Origin of the sequence: Streptomyces lydicamycinicus (genome assembly GCF_000829715.2) — a bacterium.
GTDB classification, from domain to species: domain Bacteria; phylum Actinomycetota; class Actinomycetes; order Streptomycetales; family Streptomycetaceae; genus Streptomyces; species Streptomyces lydicamycinicus.
This window is the reverse complement of the sequence record NZ_BBNO01000003.1, coordinates 557,857-579,792: the sequence shown is the minus strand read 5'-3', so window position 1 is coordinate 579,792 and position 21,936 is coordinate 557,857. Positions and strand designations below refer to the sequence as shown.

At 70.3% G+C, this 21,936-nt stretch carries 20 protein-coding genes; 11 read left to right on the top strand and 9 right to left on the bottom strand.

The window, feature by feature from the left end; translation table 11 throughout:
• Positions 1–183: 183 nt before the first annotated feature.
• Positions 184–1,422, top strand: coding sequence for a PP2C family protein-serine/threonine phosphatase (locus tag TU31_RS11465; protein ID WP_042152993.1), 1,239 nt, complete (start codon positions 184–186; stop codon positions 1,420–1,422).
• Positions 1,423–1,481: 59 nt separating this feature from the next.
• On the opposite strand, the gene TU31_RS11460 is transcribed toward TU31_RS11465, so the two are convergent.
• Entirely contained in the window at positions 1,482–1,673 is a 192-nt protein-coding gene (locus tag TU31_RS11460; protein WP_030931808.1) for a hypothetical protein, read from the bottom strand.
• Between the two features lie 173 nt (positions 1,674–1,846).
• Here TU31_RS11460 and TU31_RS11455 point away from each other — a divergent pair, with 173 nt between their 5' ends.
• The gene (locus tag TU31_RS11455) at positions 1,847–2,980 is read left to right on the top strand and encodes a glutathione-independent formaldehyde dehydrogenase (protein WP_042152988.1); all 1,134 of its coding nucleotides are present in this window, start codon (positions 1,847–1,849) and stop codon (positions 2,978–2,980) included.
• A 125-nt stretch (positions 2,981–3,105) separates the two neighbouring features.
• Here TU31_RS11455 and TU31_RS11450 read toward each other — a convergent pair whose 3' ends face one another.
• The 5 genes from TU31_RS11450 to TU31_RS11430 form a co-directional block, all read right to left on the bottom strand.
• Positions 3,106–3,837, bottom strand: coding sequence for a UdgX family uracil-DNA binding protein (locus tag TU31_RS11450; RefSeq protein WP_275451779.1), 732 nt, complete (start codon positions 3,835–3,837; stop codon positions 3,106–3,108).
• A 36-nt stretch (positions 3,838–3,873) separates the two neighbouring features.
• Positions 3,874–4,242 (bottom strand): low affinity iron permease family protein, encoded by a 369-nt coding sequence (locus TU31_RS11445; protein WP_042152983.1) that lies wholly within the window; start codon positions 4,240–4,242, stop codon positions 3,874–3,876.
• A 150-nt stretch (positions 4,243–4,392) separates the two neighbouring features.
• Positions 4,393–4,707 carry a DUF6479 family protein gene (locus TU31_RS11440; RefSeq protein ID WP_042153800.1) on the bottom strand — a complete coding sequence of 105 codons (315 nt, stop codon included), beginning with the start codon at positions 4,705–4,707 and terminating at the stop codon, positions 4,393–4,395.
• Between the two features lie 215 nt (positions 4,708–4,922).
• Complete coding sequence (locus TU31_RS11435) at positions 4,923–5,780, bottom strand: hypothetical protein (protein ID WP_042152980.1); 858 nt, start codon at positions 5,778–5,780, stop codon at positions 4,923–4,925.
• A gap of 227 nt (positions 5,781–6,007) precedes the next feature.
• Positions 6,008–6,613: a TetR/AcrR family transcriptional regulator gene (locus TU31_RS11430; RefSeq protein ID WP_042152978.1), complete on the bottom strand. Its 606-nt coding sequence runs from the start codon at positions 6,611–6,613 to the stop codon at positions 6,008–6,010.
• Positions 6,614–6,670: 57 nt separating this feature from the next.
• Here TU31_RS11430 and TU31_RS11425 point away from each other — a divergent pair, with 57 nt between their 5' ends.
• The 3 genes from TU31_RS11425 to TU31_RS11415 are packed head-to-tail and all read left to right on the top strand — an operon-like array spanning position 6,671 to position 9,506.
• Positions 6,671–8,626 carry a fumarylacetoacetate hydrolase family protein gene (locus TU31_RS11425; protein WP_042152975.1) on the top strand — a complete coding sequence of 652 codons (1,956 nt, stop codon included), beginning with the start codon at positions 6,671–6,673 and terminating at the stop codon, positions 8,624–8,626.
• Positions 8,623–9,231, top strand: a complete 609-nt coding sequence (locus TU31_RS11420; RefSeq protein WP_042152973.1) for a DUF2867 domain-containing protein — start codon at positions 8,623–8,625, stop codon at positions 9,229–9,231. The genes TU31_RS11425 and TU31_RS11420 overlap by 4 nt, the downstream gene beginning before the upstream one ends.
• Positions 9,228–9,506: an antibiotic biosynthesis monooxygenase family protein gene (locus tag TU31_RS11415; protein ID WP_042152971.1), complete on the top strand. Its 279-nt coding sequence runs from the start codon at positions 9,228–9,230 to the stop codon at positions 9,504–9,506. The genes TU31_RS11420 and TU31_RS11415 overlap by 4 nt, the downstream gene beginning before the upstream one ends.
• A gap of 15 nt (positions 9,507–9,521) precedes the next feature.
• Here TU31_RS11415 and TU31_RS11410 read toward each other — a convergent pair whose 3' ends face one another.
• Positions 9,522–11,561, bottom strand: a complete 2,040-nt coding sequence (locus TU31_RS11410; RefSeq protein WP_078885705.1) for a M36 family metallopeptidase — start codon at positions 11,559–11,561, stop codon at positions 9,522–9,524.
• Between the two features lie 20 nt (positions 11,562–11,581).
• Positions 11,582–13,507 (bottom strand): M20/M25/M40 family metallo-hydrolase, encoded by a 1,926-nt coding sequence (locus TU31_RS11405; protein ID WP_042152967.1) that lies wholly within the window; start codon positions 13,505–13,507, stop codon positions 11,582–11,584.
• Between the two features lie 382 nt (positions 13,508–13,889).
• On the opposite strand from TU31_RS11405, the gene TU31_RS36710 reads away from it, so the two are divergent.
• Together TU31_RS36710 and TU31_RS11400 are read left to right on the top strand one after the other, a co-directional pair.
• Positions 13,890–14,060, top strand: coding sequence for a hypothetical protein (locus TU31_RS36710; RefSeq protein ID WP_245698495.1), 171 nt, complete (start codon positions 13,890–13,892; stop codon positions 14,058–14,060).
• 52 nt (positions 14,061–14,112) lie between these two features.
• A complete protein-coding gene (locus TU31_RS11400) occupies positions 14,113–14,646 on the top strand; it encodes a hypothetical protein (protein WP_042152964.1) in 534 nt (177 codons plus the stop codon).
• Between the two features lie 19 nt (positions 14,647–14,665).
• Here the strand turns inward: TU31_RS11400 and TU31_RS11395 are convergent, their stop codons facing one another.
• A complete protein-coding gene (locus TU31_RS11395) occupies positions 14,666–15,154 on the bottom strand; it encodes a hypothetical protein (protein ID WP_042152962.1) in 489 nt (162 codons plus the stop codon).
• A gap of 250 nt (positions 15,155–15,404) precedes the next feature.
• On the opposite strand from TU31_RS11395, the gene TU31_RS11390 reads away from it, so the two are divergent.
• From TU31_RS11390 to TU31_RS11375, 4 genes are all read left to right on the top strand, one after another.
• Positions 15,405–16,160 carry a dienelactone hydrolase family protein gene (locus TU31_RS11390; RefSeq protein ID WP_042152959.1) on the top strand — a complete coding sequence of 252 codons (756 nt, stop codon included), beginning with the start codon at positions 15,405–15,407 and terminating at the stop codon, positions 16,158–16,160.
• Positions 16,161–16,438: 278 nt separating this feature from the next.
• Entirely contained in the window at positions 16,439–17,761 is a 1,323-nt protein-coding gene (locus TU31_RS11385) for an FAD-binding oxidoreductase (protein ID WP_052718891.1), read from the top strand.
• Positions 17,758–18,723, top strand: a complete 966-nt coding sequence (locus tag TU31_RS11380) for a cyclase family protein (protein WP_042152953.1) — start codon at positions 17,758–17,760, stop codon at positions 18,721–18,723. The genes TU31_RS11385 and TU31_RS11380 overlap by 4 nt, the downstream gene beginning before the upstream one ends.
• A gap of 259 nt (positions 18,724–18,982) precedes the next feature.
• Positions 18,983–21,856 carry a SpoIIE family protein phosphatase gene (locus TU31_RS11375; protein WP_042152950.1) on the top strand — a complete coding sequence of 958 codons (2,874 nt, stop codon included), beginning with the start codon at positions 18,983–18,985 and terminating at the stop codon, positions 21,854–21,856.
• Positions 21,857–21,936: the final 80 nt, after the last annotated feature.

Genomic DNA, 21,936 nt, shown 5'->3' with positions numbered 1-21,936 from the left:
GATGGTGGAGGCGGTGCGGCGGAGGGGCCCGGCGTCCTTGCCAGGCGGTACCGGCGCCACCAGCGGATTCCGCCCGGGCGTGCGCGGGGCACCGGCGGCCGTTGAGCGGGCGGGTGAGGCGGTCGGACCGTAGCGTGAGGGGGCGGAGCCGGCGGCGCGGAGAAGGGCAGGGAGACGGCGGCGATGTCAGGGATCAATTACGCGGCACTGTTCGCCGCCACGCCGAGCCCCTACCTGGTGCTGGGGCAGGACCTGGTGATCGTGGAAGTCAACCAGGCCTACCTGGACGCGACCCGGCGCACCAGGGACGACCTGCTCGGGCGGCATATCTTCGACGCCTTCCCGGACAACCCCGCCGATCCCGAGGCCGACGGCGTAAAGAACCTGGACGCCTCGCTGCACCGGGTCCTGACCTCGCGTGAGCCCGACACGATGGCCCTCCAGAAGTACGACATCCCGCTCATGGGCAGGCCCGGGGTGTTCGAGGAGCGCTGGTGGTCCCCGGTGAATACGCCGATCCTCGGGCCGGACGGCGCGGTGGCGTGGATCATTCACCGGGTCGAGGATGTGACCGCATTCGTCCAGGCCCGGGCCGGTGGCGACCGGCCGCCGACCGGGCAGCTCACCGAGCGTGAGGCCCTGGAGGCCGAGCTGTACGCCAGGGCGCGCGAGCTCCAGCGGCTGAACGAGGAGCTGCGCCTGGCCCACACCCGTGAGCGCCAGGTGGCCGTCACTCTCCAGGAGGCCATGCTCCAGTCACCGGATCTGGCCCGGCACCGGGAAGTCGCGGTGCGCTATCTGCCCGCCGCCGGATCGCTGAATGTGTGCGGCGACTGGTACGACATGGTCGACCTGCCGGACGGCCGCTTCGCGGTGGCGGTCGGCGACGTCGTCGGGCACGGCCTGGAGGCCGCCGCGGCGATGGGCATGCTGCGCAGCGCCCTGAGCGCCGCGATCCGCGCCCTGGAGCGGCCGGCCCAGGCGCTGGAGGTGCTGGGGCTGTACGCCCGATCGGTCGAGGGCGCACTGAACACCACCGCCGTCAAAGCGCTGGTAGATCCCCGCAGCCGCCTGATCATCTACAGCAACGCGGGGCATCCGCCCCCGATCCTGGTGCACGCGGACGGCAGCTATGACCTGCTGGACCAGGCCACCGACCCGCCCTTGGGCGCCCGGCCCCAGCACGTGCCCCGCCCCCAGGCCGGCCTGGCCTATTTCCCCGGGGACACCCTCGTGCTGTACACCGATGGGCTGATCGAACGCCGCGACGAGGACATCGACGCCGGGCTCTCCCGGCTGACCGAGGCGCTCAGCAGCTTCCGGGCCCTGAGCCCGGAACGCCTGGCCGACGCGCTGCTCGCCCACCTCGGTCTCACCGGTGGTGCCCGCGACGACATCGCCTTGATCATCACCCGGTTGTGACGGCCGCCCGCCGCGGGCCGCGCGGCGGCGGCGCATGGCGAAGTCGCAGGTGGGGCGGGTCAGCGGTCGGCGATGTCCTCACGGAGGCCGTCGGAGAACTCCCACCACGAAAGGGGGAGCCAGTCGCCGTTCACAAAAGCATCGACAGTCGCACCACGACCACGGACCGTAACCGTGGTACCGGGCGGGTAGGTGGTGCCGGACAGGCCGGGCACCGGGACGAGCAAAGTCCCGAGTCGCTGTGCTGCCACGTCTCGCCCTCCTCATTCACTGCTCGGTGCGACATTGCGATGCCAGAAAGTGGATATTCCCTCTTACATTAGCGGCTTGCCCCGCCCAGCAGACCGGAGAATCATGAGTGATAGCTCACGTCAAAGGGGTGGGGAATCCATGCGCACTCTTCGCTGAGCGGGAGGTGGCAGCAATGAAAGCCGTCGTCTACAAAGGGCCGTTCTCGGTAGCGGTCGAGAATGTCGACAAGCCAGGCATCCAGCATCCCAACGAGGCGATCGTACGGATCACCTCCACCGCGATCTGCGGCTCGGACCTGCATATGTACGAAGGGCGTACGGCAGCCGAGCCGGGCATCGTCTTCGGGCACGAGAACATGGGAATCATCGAGGAGCTCGGCCAGGGCGTCACCTCCCTCAAGGAGGGCGACCGGGTGGTCATGCCCTTCAATGTCGCCTGTGGATTCTGCGACAATTGCGTCGAGGGATTCACGGGATTCTGTCAGACCGTCAATCCCGGATTTGCGGGCGGCGCTTACGGCTATGTCGCCATGGGCCCCTGGTCGGGCGGCCAGGCCGAATACCTTCGCGTGCCCTACGCCGACTTCAATTGCCTGAAGCTGCCACCGGGAAACGAGCACGAGACCGACTTCATCCTGCTCGCCGACATCTTCCCGACCGGCTACCACGGCTGCGAACTCGCCCAGGTACGCCCCGGGGAGAAAGTCGCGGTGTACGGCGGCGGACCGGTCGGGCTGATGGCCGCCTACTCGGCACTGCTGCGCGGTGCGAGCAAGGTCTTCGTCGTGGACCGGGTGCCCGAGCGGCTGGCGAAGGCCGAGGAGATCGGCGCGGTGCCGGTCAACTTCGCCGAGGGCGACCCGGTGCAGCAGATCAAGGATCAGACCGAGGGCGTCGGCACGGACAAGGGCGTGGACGCCGTCGGCTACCAGGCGATGGCGCACGGCGCGGCACACGAGGAACCGGCGACCGTGCTGAACTCGCTCGTCGACACGGTCCGCGCCACCGGTGCCCTGGGCGTACCCGGCCTGTACGTGCCGGCGGATCCGGGCGGCCCGGACGAGCAGGCGAAGCGGGGCATGCTGCTGATGTCGATCGGCAAGCTCTTCGAGAAGGGCCTGCGGATGGGTACGGGGCAGTGCAATGTGAAGCGCTACAACCGGTTCCTGCGCGACATGATCATCGAGGGCCGGGCGAAGCCGAGCTTCGTGGTCTCGCACGACCTGCCCCTGGACCAGGCCCCCTCGGCGTACGACAAGTTCGACAAGCGCATCGAGGGGTACACCAAGGTCGTCCTGCATCCGTAGACCTCGCGAGAGAACGGCGGTCGCCCGCGCCCGCCGGTACCGGCCCTGGGCGGCGGACGTTGCCAGGAGGCTGCCTCGGGCCTGCCTGGACGCGGTGACCGCCCTCCGACCGGCCGCGGCATGCGTCAGCGCAGCGCTTCGGCCGCCACCCCGAGGTCCGAGACGAGCCCGGCGTACGCGGTCTCGCGCTCCGTGGACCGCAGGATCGCCGCGGGATGGAGCGTGGCCACGACCAGCCCGTTGCCGCCGTCGGCCGCGCTTCGGGACGCGGGCCGGTCCCCCACCGGCAGCGGGATGAGGGCGCCGCGGTCCTTCGTCACCCGGAACGACTGCCCGAGCAGCGCCTTGCCCGCCGTCGCACCGAGCGCGACGACGACATCGGGGTCGACGAGATGCAGTTCGGCGGTCAGCCAGGGACGGCAGGCGGTGAGCTCCCGGAGCGACGGCGGCTTGTGGATGCGGCGCTTGCCCCGCTCGGCCAGGGTGAATTTGAAATGCTTCACCGCATTGGTGAAATACGCCTGCCGTTCGTCGAGACCGGCTTCTCTCATGGCTTTCCTCAGGAGATGCCCGGCCGGCCCGACGAACGGCTCCCCCGCCCGGTCCTCCTGATCACCGGGTTGCTCACCGACGAGCATGAGGCGCGCTGAGGCGCTCCCCGAGCCGAAGACGGTGCCGGAGGCATCCAGGAACAGCGGGCACCCCTGGCAGTCCGCCGCGGCACGCCGGTGCGCGGGCAGACCACCTCGTCGGGGCAGATACGGGGTGGCGTCGTAATCCTGGCCGGCCTTTTCGGCGTCGCGTTCCGTCTTCGCTGTCATCGCCCTGCTTCTCTCACCGGCCGCGCAGGTGGCCAGGCGGCCGTAGAAACCCGTCTGTTCGTTCGCACGGCGCTATGTCTCGTCCTCCATGCGAATCACCTTCTTGAGACCCTCCGCCGCCTCGCCGCCCTGGCCTTCCCGGGACTCCAGCAGGGCAGCTGCCAAGGCGTCGAGCTTCCGCTGGATCGCGTGTTCCGCGCGGAGCTCGGAATTCTTCAGCAGCGCGAGGAGGAGCAGCGTCACCGCCGTTATCAAATCGCCTACCAGCAGCTGCCATCCCAGCGACAGACGCGCGAAATGGACGGCCAGGAAGAGCGCGATCAGAGCGAGGCAGACCACGAAGAAGGCGGGAGAGCTGGTGAAATGTGAAGATTTCCTGGCCAGTTCGGCGAACCGCCCCCGTTGACTTCCGCCCCTTTCCACGGGGTGACGAAGGGTCATGGCACCTGGATACTCACGGGTCGGCAACGGCGTACCACGCCATGCCGAAGGCACCACTGTTTTTCACTTGAACAGCGACTCTTCACTTGAACAGCGACGGGTCCCACCGCGCCGACGGCCCGCCCGGCGACCGTGGCGGAGGTACGCCCCCTAGCCGCGGCGCCGCGAGTCGATGCCGTTGCCCTGCAGCTCGTGGGGCTTGCGCCGGTGGTCCGTCCGGGGGAGTTCCTCGGGCTCGCGGCTCTCCATGGAATCGCCGACCGGTTCGCCGCCCGGCAGCCGGGGCTGTGACTCAGGGTGGGGTGGGCCCGGTTCGCGTGACCTGATGCGCCGTCCCCATGCGAAGGCCGCGATCAGCAGGGCGACGACGAGGACGCCCACGAGCGTGAACAGGACGCCGCTCGTCCCGTGCGGAGCGGCCAGAGGTGCGTACGGATGCGTGGCTTCCCTCAGCAGGTTCTCCATGCGGGGCGGGTACCCGACATGGGGCGCGACACGCACCGGGGCAGGCAGAGCGGGCCTCGGTGCGCTCCCCTCCGCCGCCGTCCCGACGGCCGCGGTGCCATCAGCCGCGCTCCCGTCCACCGCGGTGCCGACCGCCCGGAACGGACCGGTTGCTCGTCTGTTCCGGACGGTCGGCGCGAGTCGCGTGGGGGAGCCTAACTCCCCCCTCCCGCCTCTTACTTCACGTCGAGGAAGTCACCCGTGGAGGTCACCGACGGGGTCGTCGAGGTACCGGCGAAGGTGTAGCGCCAGGTGCCGTCGGCGGACGCCTTCACGGTCGTCTTCAGGTTGCCACGGCTGTCCGAGGTCACGGTCTTGACCGTGCTGTAGCTGCTGGCACCCGTCTTGCGGAACTGGAGCTGTACGGGCTGCTGGGTGTAGCCCGCGTACGTGTCGGTGTCCCAGTTGGCGCGGGTCAGGGCGCCGGTGACCGTGACGGTCTTGCCCTTCGCCACGGGCTCGGGCGAGGCGTTGGTGGTCAGCCGGGCGGCCCGCTTGACCCAGGAGGACTTGTAGGTGTCCTTGGTGACGAAGTCGCCGTCCTTGCCCACCGCGGACGCGAACACACGCCACCGGCCGGCGAGTATGTTGCCGTAGACGGTGGACTTCGGGTCGGCGACGAGGGTGACCGAGCAGGTGGCGGTCGTGGCGTTGACCGTCTTGCAGGTGCCGTGGTCGACGCCCGGGGTCATGGCGCCGTCGACACCGTCCTTCAGGTCGGTGCCGTGCCACAGGAACGCGTAGCCGTCGTAGATGCCGGCCGGGTCGGTGGCGGTCACCGAGACGGTGTACGTCTTCTTCAGGCTGGTGCCGACGACGATGTCCTTGCCGCCGTTGACGGTGACGTTCGTGATCTCGGTGTCGCCCTGCGCGTCGTCCGCCATGGCCTTGGCGGGAGACTTCGCGAGGAACGGCGAGAGCTGCGCCTTGGCGGCGCGGGCGCCCGGGGCGTCCACGGCCTGTGCGGCCGGGACGGTGAGGGCGGAGAGGGCCAGGGCGCCGGACAGTGCGGCAACAGTGGCTCGAATGCGCATGTATTCCTCGAAAGGGAAGGGGCCCCTCGGCGTCGGACGCTGTCGGCGGGACCCGAATCGGTCTGGAGTCCGGTGACTCCGCAGACCAGACCCGGGACAGATGTGAATGGTTGTACATCTGCGTGGGGTTTTCGTGAATGCCTCTCAGGGGAGGGGCGGGCGGCCGGCCGTGGGAACAGCGGCGGGGTCCTCTGCCCCGAGCCGGAACTCGCGCACCGCGCCCCCACTCACTCCCCGGCCGACAGCACCGCCCCGTCCACCAGCGTGCGCAGTGCCACCAACGCCTGCTCGGGGTCAACCCGTTCGGGCGCGAGTAGCCACTGCTGGTGGATGCCGATGCCGGCGCCGATGATCGTGACGGCCAGTGTCTCGGCGGACAGCCCGGGTGGCAGCGGCAGCCGTTCCAGCCAGCGCCGGCAGTGGTCGCGCAGGGTGTTGTGGATCTCGACATAGCGGCCGTGGATCGGGGAGCCCGGCTCCAGCGCCTCCACCAGGAGTGTGACGAAGAGTTTGGTGGTGGGCTGGGCGAACAGGGCGTCGGCGCCGCCCATCAGGCGGTCGAAGCCCGCCGCCACCTCCTCCGGCTCCGCCCCCTCCGCCGGCTCCTCGGGGAGCCCTGTCCGGATCAGGTCCACCGAGCGTTCGAGAACGGCCAGCAGGAGTCCTTCTTTGCTGCCGAAGTGCCAGGGGATCGATCCCCGGCTGATTCCGGACCGCTCGGCGACGTCGGCGAACGTGGTCTGCCGGTAGCCCTTCGCCGCGAACAGCTCCGCCGCCGCCCTGAGGATCAGCTCGCTGCTCTCGTGACTGGTCTGCTCTCGTCGCGTTGTCACGACACCTCCTCTGTGCTAGCAATAATATTCTATGCTGGCCAACACAGGGAGGTCATTTTGCGCTTCGTCACCTACGCCACAGCGGACGGCGACCGGACCGGCGTCCTCAACGGCGACCTGATCCATGCGTTACCGGAAGGCACCTCCCTCCTCGAACTGCTCGGCCCCACACTGCGGCAGACCGGCGAGCGCGCCCTCGCCGAGCCCGCCGACGTCGTCGCGCTCGCCGACGTCACACTCAAAGCCCCGCTCCCCAGACCCCCGTCCCTCCGGGACTGCCTGTGCTTCCTCGACCACCTGCGCGCCTGCCGCAAGGCCGTCGGCGCCCCGGAAGCGCTGGAGCGGGCCTGGTACCAGATCCCCGCCTTCTACTTCGCCAACCCCGCCACCGTCCTCGGTCCGTACGACGAGGTGCCCATCTCCCCCGGCAGCGCCTGGTTCGACTTCGAGTTGGAGATCGGTGCGGTGATCGGCACCGCGGGCCGCGATCTGACGCCCGCACAGGCCGAAGGCCATATCGCGGGCTACACCCTCTTCTGTGACTGGAGCGCCCGCGACCTCCAGGCTCTGGAGGGCCAGCTCAAGATCGGCCAGGCGAAGGGCAAGGACGGTGCGACCACGCTCGGGCCGTGGCTGGTCACGCCGGACGAGCTGCCCTTCGGTCCGGACGGCAGGCTTGCGCTCCAGGTGCAGGCCGAGGTCAACGGCGAGCTGGTCGGTGCGGGCCGTACCGATGCCATGGACTGGTCCTTCGGCGAAGTCATCTCCTACGCCTCCCGGGGAGTCGAGCTCCAGCCGGGAGATGTCTTCGGCTCCGGCACCGTTCCCGGCTGCTGTCTGCTGGAACACCTCGACTTCGGCGACCTCACGGCGTTCCGCGGCTGGCTCAAGGAAGGCGATGTGGTGTCGCTGCGCGCCGAGGGGCTGGGCGAGGTACGGCAGAGCGTGCGGGCCGGTGCCCCGCCCCATCCGCTCGCCGCCCGGCCCGATCCCACCGCGCCGCCCCGGCGGCCGCGGGTCAACCCGGCTGCCTCCCCCCTGCCGTATACCAAGGGGCTGCATCAGGTCGGTGACGGCGTCTGGGCGTGGCTGCTGCCCGACGGCGGGTACGGCTGGAGCAACGCCGGGCTCATCGCGGGCGACGGCGCCTCCCTGCTGGTCGATACGCTCTATGACCTGCCGCTCACCGCCGAGATGCTCTCGGGCATGCGGCCGGTGACGGATCAACACCCGCTGAGCCATGCCGTGCTCACCCATGCCAACGGCGACCACACCCACGGCGGCCAGCTGCTTCCCGGTTCGGTGTGCGTCATCGCCGCCGAGGGAACGGCACACGAGATGCGCACCGAGATGGCACCCGAACTGACCGCGGCCCTCCAGGTCATGGATCTCGGGCCGACGCTCACGCCGTATCTGCGTGACCGCTTCGGTCGGTTCGACTTCGGCGGCATCCGGCTGCGCACTCCCGACCGGACCTTCGAACGGCGGCTCACCGTCGACGTGGGCGGTCGCGAGGTACGACTGCTCAATCTCGGGCCCGCCCATACCGAGGCCGACACGGTGGTGCACCTTCCTGACGCAGGGGTGCTCTTCGCGGGCGATCTGTTGTTCATCGGGTGCACCCCGATCGTATGGAGCGGCCCCCTCGCCAACTGGATCGCCGCCTGCGACGCGATGCTCGGCCTCGGCGCGTCGACGGTGGTGCCGGGGCACGGCCCGGTGACGGACGCCGACGGGATCCGCGCCGTCCGCGACTACTTCGGCCATATCGTCGAACAGGCCGACGCCGCCTACGCCAAGGGCCTCGACTTCCAGGAGGCGGCATTCGGCGTCGATCTGGCCGAGTACGCCGACTGGCTGGACGCCGAACGCGTCGTGGTCAACATCTACCGGCGCTACCGCGAGATCCACGCCGACCAGCCCGTACTCGACAGATTCGCCCTGTTCGGCCTGATGGCCGAATGGGACCGGCGCCGGCAGTCCTCGGCCCCACGGAAAGCGGTCCACCGATGAGAATCCCGAACTCCGCGCATCTCTCCCATCCCTGGCGGATCCACGCCCTGACCTCCGACTTCCGACTGGAGGACGTATGGGCGCTGCCGACGCCCGGTGGACCTGATGAGCTCACCCGGCTGGTGCGGCAAATGACCTCCGGCAGCGGGCGATTCTCCGGTGCCACCCGCGCGCTCTTCGCGCTCCGCTGGAAGCTGGGGTCGCTGCTCGGCTGGGACCGGCCCGGTTCCGGCCTCGGCGCACGGGTGCCGACATTGCGCGACGGATTGCCGGCGGATCTCCGTGCCGCCGCGCCCGGACCCGGCTTCCGGGCGCTCCCGCTCACCCCCGTCTATCTGACGGACAACGAGTGGGCGGCGGAGGTGGCCAACCGGACCGTGCACGCGGTGATGCACATCGGCTGGGTCCCGGACGGGTCCGGCGGCTACCGCGGTCAGATGGCTGTCCTGGTGAAGCCGAACGGGCTGTTCGGGAGGGCCTACATGGCCGCGATCCGGCCGCTGCGACATCTGATCGTGGATCCGGCGCTGATGCGGATGATCGGGCGTGCCTGGCAGAACCAGGACCAGACCCACCACCACACACCACCAAGGAGAGAATCATGAAGGTAGCAATGGTCGCGCACCACTATCCGCACGCTGCTCACCGTGCGGAGTTCATCGCACGCGTCCATCAGGTCGCCGAGGCGTTCCGGGGGACATCGGGATGTCTGTCGGCGGACTGCTGGGAGTCCGCCGACGCGGTCGTTTCGATTGTGCAGTGGGAGTCCGAGGAAGCCTCCGCCACGTCGTTCGCCGCCGTCATGTCGGCAGGACTGGACCTCGCCTTCGACGAGCGCGAATCACGCCCTCGCGAGATCGTCCGGCTGGCGGCCTGCTGACAACCGTGCGTCGCGCTAGTCCTCATGTCCGGCCGGCGGCATCGCGGTGCCGCCCCGGCAGCCGGTGAAAGTGGCGTTCGGGCAGAAGGCGTCGAAGCCCATCCCGAAGCGGGCGAAGGCTTCCCAGGCCGCCTTCCGGACCGATGTGTATTCGGCACTGGTCAGAGGGCCGCCCTTCATCGCCTTGAAGGCGCGCAGGATGGCGTCGCGGGCGACGAGGAAGGTGGGGTTCTTCGGTGTGAGCTTCATACCGTCGACCACCGCCTGCCATGTCACCTGGTAGCCCCGCTCCTTGTTGTTGAGCGCGGTGGTGACCTTGCGGGTCAGTTCCATGAGTGCCGCGCACCAGATCTCACCGACGTCATGGACTTCCTGATAGCTCAGGTCGCTGTTGCCGGCGCCCGCGACCTGTCCCGGCCCCTTGCCGATGTCTCCGAAGGTGCCGGGGTACTGCGAGTCGTAAGGCCGCTGCCGGATGCCCTTCGACCGGTTGACGACCCAGTTGCCCAGTACGGTGCGCTCTTGGGGGTTCGAGAAGTTCCTGGTGGTGAGGGCGAAGTGGTCGCCCCAGCCCTCGCCCATCGCGACCGACTGGTCCTCCTCCAGCCCGTTCGCGTCGAACAGGCCCCCGACGAGACGGTTCGACACCCCGTGGCAGAACTCGTGCAGGACGACGTCGAAGTCGTCGGCCGTGTGGCGGCCGGTGCCGGTGACCAGGCCCATGTTCATCACGGCTTCCAGGCCGTCCGCCCGGGTGGCCATGTTGGCCGTCCCGAACACCGATCCCGGGTGCGCGAGGGCCCGGACCGGGTCCGCCCCCTGCCCCAGGCCCGTCACGTTCGTGGTCTGGAAGTTGCCCTGGTCCTCCGTGAAGCCGAGCATCATGAAGAGGTCGTGGGCGAAATTGCAGAAGTAGAAGATGTTGGTGACGAATTGCTCGGGGCTGTCCTGTGCGGGGTCGAAGAGGCTGTTGCCGGCGTCATCGACGATGACCTCGACGGGGCGGCGGGTCGTCCCGTTGAGCGCGCGGACGTTGTTGCCCTCGGTCGAGACCTTCCCTTGGTGCGTCTCCGCCCAGGGCAGCGGGAAGCCGGCGGGCAGTCCGCTGGGTACCGCGGTCGGATAGTCGTCCGTCGGCAGCGGGAACGGAACGGTGTCGAAGGTGCTCTCGGCCGGGTTGCGCCGGAAGACCCGTCCGGCGACCGCGTGCCGGACCGTGTCGTAGAAGTAGAGGATCTCGGGCTCGTCCGGGTTCTGCGTCCGGTCGTCGGCCTCGACGAAGGCGTGGTACTGAGCGGCCAGTTTCTCCCGGGAGAAGGTGAACATCCAGGTGAGGCGGGCATCGTCGCCCATGTACAGGTAGACGAGCCGGGCCGGGACGGCTTCCTCGAACGGCCCCTTGCCGAACGTCATCGGCTGGTCGTTCCGCGCCTGGTGCGACAGGCGCTCGAAGCCGGCCGATATGTCGAGCCGCGGGAGTTCGTCGTCGCCGAAGACTCCGCGGAGCGTGGTCGGCTCGGCGGCCTTCGCGGCCGCCACCCGCAGCGCCACCTCGGCCGGGACGGTCGGCCTGGAGGGCAGGTCCGCCGGTGCGCTCACCGTGTCGCCGATGACCCGGTCGACCGTGCCGTCCTCGTGCAGCCACACCTTCGGCGCCATGGCCCACACCTCGATGCCGTTGAGCACCTGCTGGAGGCTCACGACGCGCAGGCCCTCGCTCGTCGTCATCACATTCGGGTCGGCCTCGAACTCCGCCGGCTCACCGGCCGCGAAGCCGATCGCCTCGGCGACCGAGGTGACGTACCGCTTGGCCTGGGCGATATAGCCGGTGTCGGGCATCGGCACCGACTCGTCCAGGCCGGTGAAACCAGGCGCACCGGCCACCCGTAGCTCCGTCAGATGGCCGGTGAAGCGGTTCACCTTGCTGCGGTCCGCCACGAGGGTGTGGTCGACCTCTGCCGCCACGCGTTCGGTGTGGTCGAGAAAGGCGTCGGCTTCGGCGACACTGGCCAAGCGGTCGTAGTTCTTGTTCCGCTTGTCGATCATTACGCTCATGGCGTGCTCCTTGTGCGGGTTCAGAGGCCCGCGAGCGTGAGTGCCGCCGCCGCGACCGTGCGGGCGATCCCGGCGGCGTAGTCCGTGTCGTGGTCCTCGTCGAGGAGGGTGTCGCCCGGCATGTGGTACTGCCGGGTGCCGGTCGCGGGCGCCGTGTCGTCGAAGAAGTTCTCGCAGACGGCGGCGGCCGCCCAACCGCGTTCATGGAAGCTCGCGTGATCGCTCCGTCCGGCGGCCGGGTCGCCGGCACCCGCGAGGGACTGGAGCGAGAAGTCGGCCGCGAGCGCCGGGGCGGCTTGGGCGACGAGTCCCCCGAGCGCGTCGGAGGCGCCCACGACCGGGCCGGGGACCGACGAGCCGGTGTGGATCTCCATCGTGCGGGTACCGCCCCGGAAGCCCGCGATCATGTCCATCTGGAGCACGCCGACGATCCGGTCTCCGGCCGCGGCCGCCGCGCGCGCATAGGCCTTGCTGCCGACCATGCCCTGCTCCTCGGCGTTGAAGAGGACGAAGCGCACCGTCCGTGCCGGGGCCCTGCCGTCGGCGATCATCGCGCTCAGACACTCGGCCGCGGCCAGGACCGCCGCCGTACCGCTTCCGTCGTCGTCGGCGCCGGGTGCCGGGTCACGAGCGGGGTCATAGGGGCGCGGCCGGCCGCTGCTGTCGAGGAACTCGCCCCGGGCCGCGGTCGAATCGAGATGTGCGGTGACGAGTACGGCGGAGTCCGCTCCCGCGACGGGGAACTCCGCCTCGACGTTGGAGAGCCGGCGCCCGTGCCACGTGAACTCATGCCGTCGGACCGTGAGGCCGAGGTCATGGAGCCGGCGGGCGAGCGCGCTGACGACCAGGGGGTTGTCCGGACTCGACGCGTCGCGGCTGCGTACCGTCAGCGGGTCGCCCTCCACGAGCGGGTCGACACCGGAGATACGGGCGACGTGGCCGCTCAGGGCCGCGGGAGTGATGGCCGCCCGGACCGCGGCAATGGTCTCCGGGGAGGGCACCCCGTTCGCGAACTCATCGGTGAATCCCCGGACTTGGGCCTCCCCCGGCCGGGAGAGAAGAGCCGGGTCGGGAAGCAGCCGCTCGGTGTGGCCGGGTTTCGCCTCCGCGGGGTGCAGGTCTTCGACGGGGGTACCGGCCACGGCGGCGATATAGGCGCCGCCCGGGGCCGGGCCGAGCGGGACGAGGGACCGTTCCGGCTCATCGAGGGCGCTCGCGAGGAAGCCGAACGCCGCCGCGGCACGCATGGTGGCTTCCGCCGTTGCCCTGGCGGTCGCCGAGTCCTCCGTGAACGCCTCCGGGAGGGAGACCGGACGGTCGTCGCGCATCAGAAAGGCCGTGGTCTCCGCCACCTGTCCCCGGAGGTCGGCCGGGAAGCCGCCCTGCTCCAGCGCGTTCACCCCGCGTGCGCTCGCCATGACGAGGACGAGTCGGTCGGAGGCCACATGGACCGGAACGACTTCGGCGGCATTCGCGATCGCCTCCAGGTCGGCCAGACTCCGGTCGGCCGGCACCTCGATTCTCGCCCAGAACACCGGGCGGCCCTCGACGGCGGCGAGCGCGAATACCGGGTGGGCGGCAGCCCGCATCCCGGCTTCGCGGGCGAACGCACGCTCCTCCGGGGCTTCACCGACGAATACGCAGTCATCGGCCGGGACACCCGCACTCGCCACCGCATCGTCGAAGATCCCACGCGCGGTCTTCGGGCCCCAGTGCAGGAGACTCTCGTCCGTAAAGCGTCCCGCGAAGGCCGCCTGCAAGGCCGCTGCCAGGCGGGCACGTGCGGCCTCCCCGGGGCCCGGGTTCGAAATAATGCCTCTCCGCAGACCCGCCACCGCATCGAGAACTTCGAAAACGCGGGGCCGCGGGTGGAGAGTCAGGGAGTCGTCGGCCCCGATGCTCGCATCCGCGAGCGTTTCACCGATATCGAAGTACAGCACGGGCATCTCGGCGCCTCCAGAAGAGAGCGCGCCCCCGGAACGGGGCTCCGCGGTGCCCCGAATCAAGGCCCCGTATGCGTGGGGCGTGCAAGGCGGGTGGCGGCTGCGGCTGCGTGCGCGCCGCTACGGATCCCCGCCTCTTTCATTGTCCGCGGGGTGCTTCCTCCGCGCATCCTGAGCCGGAAGCCGACGGCCTTCGCGGCCATGACGGCGCTCGTAGATCCCCCATGACGCCTGGTCAGGCGCAGTTTCCGGAGACAGATCGCTGACCGTGCCGACCTTCACGAGCTGTCGGGCCGACCTTCAGGATCCGCCGACATGCACTCCCTGTGCACGCATGCAAGTCTGGTACCGGCTCATCGTTCGAGATCCGCCAGGAGGCACGATCGTGGGCAAGAAACAGAGCCGGCAGAATCGCGGCGCCCGCACCGGCGGCCATGAACACGGCACCGTCGCGGAGGCGAAGGGGAAGACGAAGTCCTCGGCCCCGCAGGAGCCGGAGCAGCCGATGTCGAAGCATGTTGCCCATAAGGCGCAGCGGAAGTTCGGCCACAACTGACGTCCGGCGACCGGCCGCAACCGGGGAACGAGCGGTCCCCTAGGATCGCGGCATGGACATGTCCGGGAGAGTCTGGGGCGCCACCCGTCCCGAGCAGGAGGCGCCCTATCCCTGCGATCGCCTTGTGGCGGTCCCTGCCGAGGGGTGGACGCGGGCCGTTGATGTAGCGGCGCCGGCCGACCACGTCTTCCGCTGGCTACGGCAGTTGACCATCGCGCCGTACAGCTATGACTGGATCGACTTCCGCGGACGCAAGAGCCCGCGCACCCTGGTCGAGGGGCTGCCGGAGCTCGCCGTGGGACAGCCGCTCCTCGTCTTCGAGATCACGGGTTTCGAGACCGGCATCCACCTCACCGGTGTGCTCCCGGCCCAGCTCGCCGCACGGTATGGGCAGATGGCGGTCAGCTACACCGTGCGCCCGCTGGACGGCGGCGGCTGCCGTTTGGTGGTGAAGGTCGTGGTCGAGGCCAAGGGGACGCTCCCCCAGAGAATCCGCCGCAGGCTGCTCGCCTGGGGCGATCTCGTCATGATGCGCAAGCAGCTGCTGACCCTCAAGAAGCTGGCCGAACGGAAGGGCGTCGAGTAGGCCCGTCGATCGCATGCGGCTATCGGCCCGGCACCGCCGGTGGGCCCTCGGGCGGGAAGTCCTCCCCTTCGTACGCCGCCAGCGCGATGTGGCGCCTCTCCAGCACCTCGCCGAGGTCCTCGGGGTCCAGCCGTTCCTTCGCCAGCTTCATCCGGGCCTTGGCCTCGACGGAGGCCCATGCCTGCCGGGCACGCTTGTTGGCCACCCGCCGGTTGTCAGCCCGGAGGAAGCCGGCCCCCGCCGCGCACCCCGCGGCGGTCAGCGCCACCAACGCCGCGGGAATGCGGGCGTCCACCGAGGCCAGACCGGCCGCCCCGGAGACACCGGCGAGGAGCGCCGCCGGGAACCCGAGCGCGATATCGACCTTGGCCCAGAAGTCTGCTCTGCGATGCGCGAGGTCCTTCTGTCGCAGCGCTTCCTCGCATAACCGCTCCACCTCGGCGCGCAGCCGACCGGAGGGCTCGTTCCAGGAGGGTGGCATGGGTGGTCCGGCAGCGGGAGTGGCCATGACTGGATTCCAACACAGGGGAAACACAAGGGACTTGTGCGAGCATGCACAGTCTTGCGGGGCGCCCGTGGTGGGCTCTCGACAGATCAGCCGGGGCGGGGGACGGGGCTGCCGCTCTGAGGGGGGCTTCGGGTTCCCGTGCGGTCGGCCCCCGGGTGACTACGGTGGGGAAATCCGCCGAGGTGTCACCGGCGGACGGGTGGCCGCCTTGCGCGTCGCTGCCGCCCGGAGCCCGAGGAAAGGTGCGGACATGACGAGCGTGCACGGTGACCCCCTGGACATCCCCACCCCGGACGGCGTCGCCGACGCCTATCTCGCTCACCCCGACGACGGCACACCGCATCCCGGTGTGCTGCTGTACATGGACGCATTCGGACTGCGCCCCGCGCTGAAGGAGATGGCCAGACGGCTGGCCGGGCACGGCTACACGGTGCTGGTGCCCAACGTCATGTACCGCGCCGGGCGGGCACCCGTAGTCGACCTGCCGGACTTCATCGGCCCCTCGGAGCGGTCGGCGGTCTTCGAGCGGCTCTCCCCGATCATGCGGGAGCTCACCCCCGACCGGGCGATGCGGGACGCCGGGGCCTATCTCGACTGGCTGGCCGCCTCGCCCCTCGTCACCGACGGCCCGGTGGGCACCACCGGCTACTGCATGGGCGGTGTGCTCGCGGTCCGCACCGCCGCGGCCTACCCCGACCGCGTCGGCGCCGCGGCCTCGTTCCACGCCGGCCATCTGGTCACCGATGCCGAGGACAGCCCGCACCGGCTCGTCGGCCGCAGCACGGCGGAGCTGTACTTCGGCCACGCCGACCACGATCACTCGATGCCGGCCGACCAGATCACGCGCTTGGAACGGGCCCTGGACGCCGACGGCGTGACCTACCGCAGCGAGCTGTACGAGGGCGCCCGGCACGGCTACACCCAGACCGACACCGCCGCGTACAACTCCGAGGCGGACCAGCGCCATTGGCGCAATCTGCTGGAGCTCTTCGGTCGCCGGCTCTGACGCATCCCTCGCGCCCCGGGATCGTCAACGCTTCAACCGGCCCTGCCCGGCGGCTCCGAGGCGCAGGGCCGTCAACTGGAGGGGGCTATTGCACCGTGTTAGCGTGAAGATATCCGTACCAAACGGATTATTGCCCGCTTTCCTGGCCTCTCCAGAGGGAGATGGTGACCATGGCGCGGGATCCTCTGTTCCACGCATCCGGGACCGGCACCGGGGCCCATGGAGGCGAGGGGAGTTCCCCAGGGACCGGTGGGCGGACGGCCACCGTCAGAAACAACGTGGACTGGGACGGCCTTCGCCGGCGGCTGGAGGGAGTACTGCTGCGGCCGGGCGATGCCGGGTTCGACAGCGCCAGGAAGCTGTTCAATCCGCTCAATGACGACCGGGTGCCCGCGGCGGTGGCGCAGTGTGCGTCGGTGGCCGATGTCCGCGAGGCGGTGCTCGCGGCCGCGCACCGGGTCCCACTGGCGGCCCGCAGCGGGGGGCACTCGTACGTCGGCTACTCAGCACCGCCCGGCGGTCTCACCATTGACCTCCGGCGTCTGTCGACCGTGCGGGTCCGGCCGGACGGCACCGCCACCATCGGCGCCGGGGCCACCCTGGGGGGCATCTACACCGCACTCGGAAAGGCCAACCGCTGTATGCCCGGCGGCTCCTGTTTCACCGTCGGCATCTCCGGGGTGGCCCTGGGTGGCGGAATCGGTGTGCTGCAACGCAAGTTCGGGCTCACCTGTGACCATCTGGTGTCCGCCGAGGTCGTGACCGCGGACGGCAGGACGCTGACCGCCTCGGCCACCCAGGAGCCGAATCTGTTCTGGGCCCTGCGCGGTGGCGGCGGAGGCAACTTCGGGGTGGTCACGCAGTTCACCTTCGCGACCGACCCGGCTCCGGCGCTGACGGTGTTCGTGCTGGACTTCGGGGCGGGGAACGTGAAGAAGGTGCTGGCCGGATGGCAGCCGTGGATCACGGCTGCGCCGCGTGAGATGTGGGCCAACCTCAATGTGTCGGGCGGGACCAAACCGGGCTGCAAGGTGGCCGGCTGCTTCGTCGGGCCCAGCAGCGCCTGCAATACCCTGCTGAACGACCTGATCGCGCGCGCCGCGGTGCGGCCCACCCAGCGAAGGGTCGAGGACCGCGACTACTTCAAGGCCATGCGCTTCTTCTCCGGCAGTCCCGACCGGCAGTCGTTCGTCGCCTCGTCGCGGATCCTCGCCACGCACACCGCTGAACCGGGCGGCGTCGAGGCCCTGCTCAAGAACCGCCCGGGGATGGCACTGATCCTCGACGCACTCGGTGGTGCGGTGGCCGATGTCGACGTCCAGCAGACCGCCTTCCCGCATCGCAAGGCCTTCGCCACCGCGCAGATCTACGCCAGCGCGACGGCGGCGTCCGAAGCCACGGTGACGCACAGCGTCGGCCAGGTCGTGGCGGGCCTCGCCGACCTGGGCATCAAGGACGGTTACGTGAACTACATCGACCCGGCCCTCCCCGACTGGGGCACGGCCTACTACGGCCCGAATCTGGCTCGGCTGCGCTCGGTCGCGTACGCATACGACCCGGACAAGGTCTTCGACTTCCCGCAAGCGGTCACCCGGGCGTGAGCAGCAACCCTGATGACGCACCGGCTCCCCCGCCGGCCACCGCCGGCGAGGGCGCCGTGTCCCGCCAGGAGTTCGACGCCCTGTTCTCGGCGGTCCGCACCTGGGGCCGCTGGGCCGACGCCGACCGCGGGGCCTGGAACCGGGTGACGCCGGAGCAGGTACGGCGGGCCGCCGCGCTGGTCCGGTCCGGCACACTCGTCCCGATGGCGCGCCCCTGGGACACGGCACCCGGCCCGGACAACAACAAGCCCGCCCTGCACTACATGTCCGACCTCGGTGACGTCGAGCCTCCTGAACCCGCCACGCACAAGGACTTCATCGCCGTCGACTACCACGGCAAGGCCGTCAGTCATCTGGACGCGCTGTCCCATATCGCCTATCGCGGGCAGCTCTACGAGGGCCGTGCGGCGCAGGAGTGCATCGATGCCGGAGGGGCGCGGTTCGGTGCCGTGTCGGCGCTGGGGCCGCTGGTGACCAGGGGCGTGCTGCTCGATCTGCCCACCGTGTTCGGGGTCCCCTGGCTGGAGCCCGGACGGGCGGTGCACGCGGCGGACCTCGTCGCCGCGGAGCAGGCACTGGGGGTGACGATCGGCGAGGGCGACGCGGTGCTGCTCCGGTCCGGCAGCCTCCGCCGCCGTCAGGAACGGGGCGCCTGGAACACCGGCGCGGCGAGTGCGGGCCTGCATGTGGACGCGATGCCCCTGCTGGCCGAGCGCGGCATCGCGCTGCTCGGCGGCGACGGCGACAGCGATGTACGCCCCTCGCCGGTCGACGGTCTGCACTCCCCGGTGCATGCGCTCGCGGTCGCCGCGATGGGCGTGCCGCTCCTGGACAACCTCGACCTGGAGGCGCTCTCCGCGGCGAGCGCCTCGACGGGCCGTTACGAGTTCCTACTCCTGGTAGCTCCCCTGAACATCCCCGGCGCCACCGGCTCGCCCGTCAGTCCGGTCGCGGTCCTGTGACGACCGGCGGGTGCCGGGAGACGTCCCGGGCGACCGGCTGGAGTGCAGTTCACGGCCATGATCACCGCGCTGTCCCGGCCCTGAGCTCCGCCCGTCGGGCGGCGTGGCCGGTCCCGGGATGCACCCGCGGCGACGGCTCTCTTCCGGGCCGTGATCAGGACCGCCATATGTACAAAGCTCTACAATTAAATCAAATGGGACAGCTGCTCCGACGTACGGGTGGCCATCGTGGCATGCACCCATATGGGAAGTGATTGGGATGGGGCTGGCGGGAGAGGACCACGGTCCCGCACGCGCCCGTGAGCAGTTCCTTCGTGGTGGGCCGGTCGAGGGAGCGGTCCGGAGCCCGATCCTGGATTCGTGGCAGCGCTCCCGGTCACTGGGGCTCTCCCCGGACGGCTGCGAACTTCCCTACAGCGAGGACCTCGATCTGGACGGCCGGCTCGTCCGCGCCGCGGTGCCCGTACTGGACCGACTTCAGAGCCGGTTCGCGGGCCGGAACATGAATGTGTCGCTCGCCGACGGGCGCGGTGCGGTGCTGCAACGCCGCTTCGGCGAACCCTCCCTGGTACGGCACCTGGCCGCGATCCAGAGCGTCCCGGGCTTCGTGTTCGCCGAGCGGTTCGGCGGCACGAACGGGATCGGGCTGGCGCTCGCGGAACGGCAGCTGATCAATGTCTTCGGGGCCGAGCACTTCGCCGAACGCTCACAGTCCAACGCCTGTGCGGCAATTCCCGTCCGGGACCTGCTCAGTGGGCGTATTGAAGGTGTGCTCTGCTTCGGCTATCCGCTCACCGACACGGACGCCGCGCTGAACACCGTGATCCGCAAGGCCGCCGGCGCCATCGAACGGCGGCTGCTGGAGCAGAGTTCGACGCGGGAGCGGGCGTTGCTGGAGGCTTACCTCGAAGCCAGGCGCCGTACGCCGAGCGGCGATACGAGCGGCAACGGGCAGCCGGTCGAGCTCGCCGAGAGCGGGTTGGACTGGCGGGACCAGATGATCCTGAAGGAGAAGGCCACCGAACTGATCACCTCGGCCCAGCGGGCCGCCGTCGAGGTGTCGCTGCCCGGCGGCCGGCGGGTCACCTTGCTGAGCCGCCCCGTGACGAGCGCCTCGGGGGTGGAGGGGATCGCCATCGAAGCGGTCCTCCCGTCGACCCACCAGCGCCTTGCCGTACCCGCCGGCGCCGGAACACCCGCCGCCACCCCGGTGGAGCAGGCCCTCACACCCGCCATGCTGCTGCCCGAGCAGCTTCCCGACGCCGGATCCGGCCCGGCGGTGGCGACCGCCCGTAGGCCTGGCACGCCCAGTGCGGCCGGCCTCCCCGACACCGCCGGTCACACCGCACCCGACACTGCGACCAGTGGGCTGGTGCTGCTGGGCGAACCGGAGGTGGGGAAGTACGCCGTGGCGGCCCGGCGCCGTCTGGAGCTGCTGTCGGAGGCCAGCACCCGCATCGGCACCACCCTGGACGTGAGCCGGACCGCCCGGGAGCTCGCCGAGATGGCCGTACCGCGCCTGGCCGACTTCGTCACCATCGACCTGCCCGAGGCGGTGCTGCGCGGCGAGGAACCGACCGACCCGCGCTCCGGCCTCCACCGCACGGTCGTCCACGGAATTCGCGACGACTGCCCCTTCTACCCCGCCGGCGAACCGGTAGCTCTTCGCCCGACCACGCCCCAGCTCCGCTGTCTGGCCGCCGGGGAGCCGGTCCTGGAGCCCGATCTGCGGGCCGCCACCGGGTGGATCGGGCAGGATCCCGGGCACGCCCAGCGGCTCCTGGACCACCACGTCCACTCGCTCATCGCCGTCCCCCTCCTCGCCCGTGGCATCGCCCTGGGCGTGGCGAGCTTCTACCGCTCGACCGATCCGGCCCCCTTCGGCGACGACGACCGTTCGCTGGCCCAGGAACTCGCCACGCGCGCGGCCATCTGCATTGACAACGCCCGCCGTTACACCCGCGAACACACCATGGTCCTCGCGCTGCAGCGCAGCCTGCTGCCGCACAGCTTCCCCGAGCAGAACGCCGTCGAGGTCGCCCACCGCTATATGCCCGCCGCGTCCGGGGTCGGCGGAGACTGGTTCGATGTCATTCCGCTCTCCGGCACCCGTACCGCCCTGATCGTCGGGGATGTCGTCGGTCATGGGATGCACGCCGCCGCCACCATGGGCCGACTGCGGATCGCCGCCCGCAACTTCGCCGAACTGGACCTGGGCCCGGACGAGGTCCTCACCCACCTCGACAATCTCGTGGGCCGCCTCGACCGGGACGAGGACACCGCGGAGGCCGCCACCGCCGGCCCCGGCATCATCGGCGCCACCTGCCTGTACGCCATCTATGACCCCACCTCCCAGCAGTGTGTGATGGCCCGGTCCGGCCACCCCCCGCCCGCGATCGTCCACCCCGACGGCACGGTGACGTTCCCCGATCTCCCCGCGGGCCCGCCCCTGGGCCTGGGCGGGCTCCCGTTCGAGACCGCCGCGTTCCACCTCCCCGAGGGCAGTCAGCTCGTCCTCTACACCGACGGACTCCTCCAGGACCGCCACCGTGACTTCGACGCGGCGCTCGACCGGCTGCGCCAAGCCGTGGCGCACCCCGACCGCTCGCCCGAGGACACCTGCGAGGCCGTGCTCCGGAGCGTGGTGCCCCCGCACCCCACCGACGACATCGCCCTGCTCGTCGCCCGCACCCACGCCCTGGACCCACAGCGGATCGCCACCTGGGACGTGCCCGCCGACCCCGCGCGCGTCTCCGGCATCCGCGCGGCCGTGACCCGCCGGCTGGCCGAATGGGGGCTGGACGAGGTCGTCTTCGCCACCGAACTCCTGCTCAGCGAGCTGGTCACCAACGCCATCCGGTACGGCACCGAGCCCATTCAGGTACGCCTGCTCCACGACCGCACGCTGATCTGCGAGGTCTCCGACGCCAGCAGCACCGCCCCGCATCTGCGCCGGGCGGCCACCACCGACGAGGGCGGCCGCGGTCTGTTCCTCGTCGCGCAGCTCACCCAGTCCTGGGGCACCCGCTACACGGCCGACGGCAAAATCATCTGGGCCGAGTGCGCCCTGGAGGCTCCGGGCGGAAAGCCCGGCACGGCCGAGGTCTGCTTCGACGACATTCCCGCCATCTGACAGCCCATCCGGCATCCGGGCCGAGGCGGGCCTTAGCATGACCGAAATGTGGCGACCGGACCGGTAATGCACCGTCAGGA

Bases quoted from the DNA above. Each gene is read 5' to 3' on its own strand.
- TU31_RS11395 (WP_042152962.1), bottom strand. From the start codon at position 15,154: ATGGCCACTCCCGCTGCCGGACCACCCATGCCACCCTCCTGGAACGAG.
- TU31_RS11435 (WP_042152980.1), bottom strand. From the start codon at position 5,780: ATGCGCATTCGAGCCACTGTTGCCGCACTGTCCGGCGCCCTGGCCCTC.
- TU31_RS11415 (WP_042152971.1), top strand. From the start codon at position 9,228: ATGAAGGTAGCAATGGTCGCGCACCACTATCCGCACGCTGCTCACCGT.
- TU31_RS11405 (WP_042152967.1), bottom strand. From the start codon at position 13,507: ATGCCCGTGCTGTACTTCGATATCGGTGAAACGCTCGCGGATGCGAGC.
- TU31_RS11390 (WP_042152959.1), top strand. From the start codon at position 15,405: ATGACGAGCGTGCACGGTGACCCCCTGGACATCCCCACCCCGGACGGC.
- TU31_RS11455 (WP_042152988.1), top strand. From the start codon at position 1,847: ATGAAAGCCGTCGTCTACAAAGGGCCGTTCTCGGTAGCGGTCGAGAAT.
- TU31_RS11465 (WP_042152993.1), top strand. From the start codon at position 184: ATGTCAGGGATCAATTACGCGGCACTGTTCGCCGCCACGCCGAGCCCC.
- TU31_RS11445 (WP_042152983.1), bottom strand. From the start codon at position 4,242: ATGACCCTTCGTCACCCCGTGGAAAGGGGCGGAAGTCAACGGGGGCGG.
- TU31_RS11420 (WP_042152973.1), top strand. From the start codon at position 8,623: ATGAGAATCCCGAACTCCGCGCATCTCTCCCATCCCTGGCGGATCCAC.
- TU31_RS11375 (WP_042152950.1), top strand. From the start codon at position 18,983: ATGGGGCTGGCGGGAGAGGACCACGGTCCCGCACGCGCCCGTGAGCAG.
- TU31_RS11400 (WP_042152964.1), top strand. From the start codon at position 14,113: ATGGACATGTCCGGGAGAGTCTGGGGCGCCACCCGTCCCGAGCAGGAG.
- TU31_RS11410 (WP_078885705.1), bottom strand. From the start codon at position 11,561: ATGAGCGTAATGATCGACAAGCGGAACAAGAACTACGACCGCTTGGCC.
- TU31_RS11440 (WP_042153800.1), bottom strand. From the start codon at position 4,707: ATGGAGAACCTGCTGAGGGAAGCCACGCATCCGTACGCACCTCTGGCC.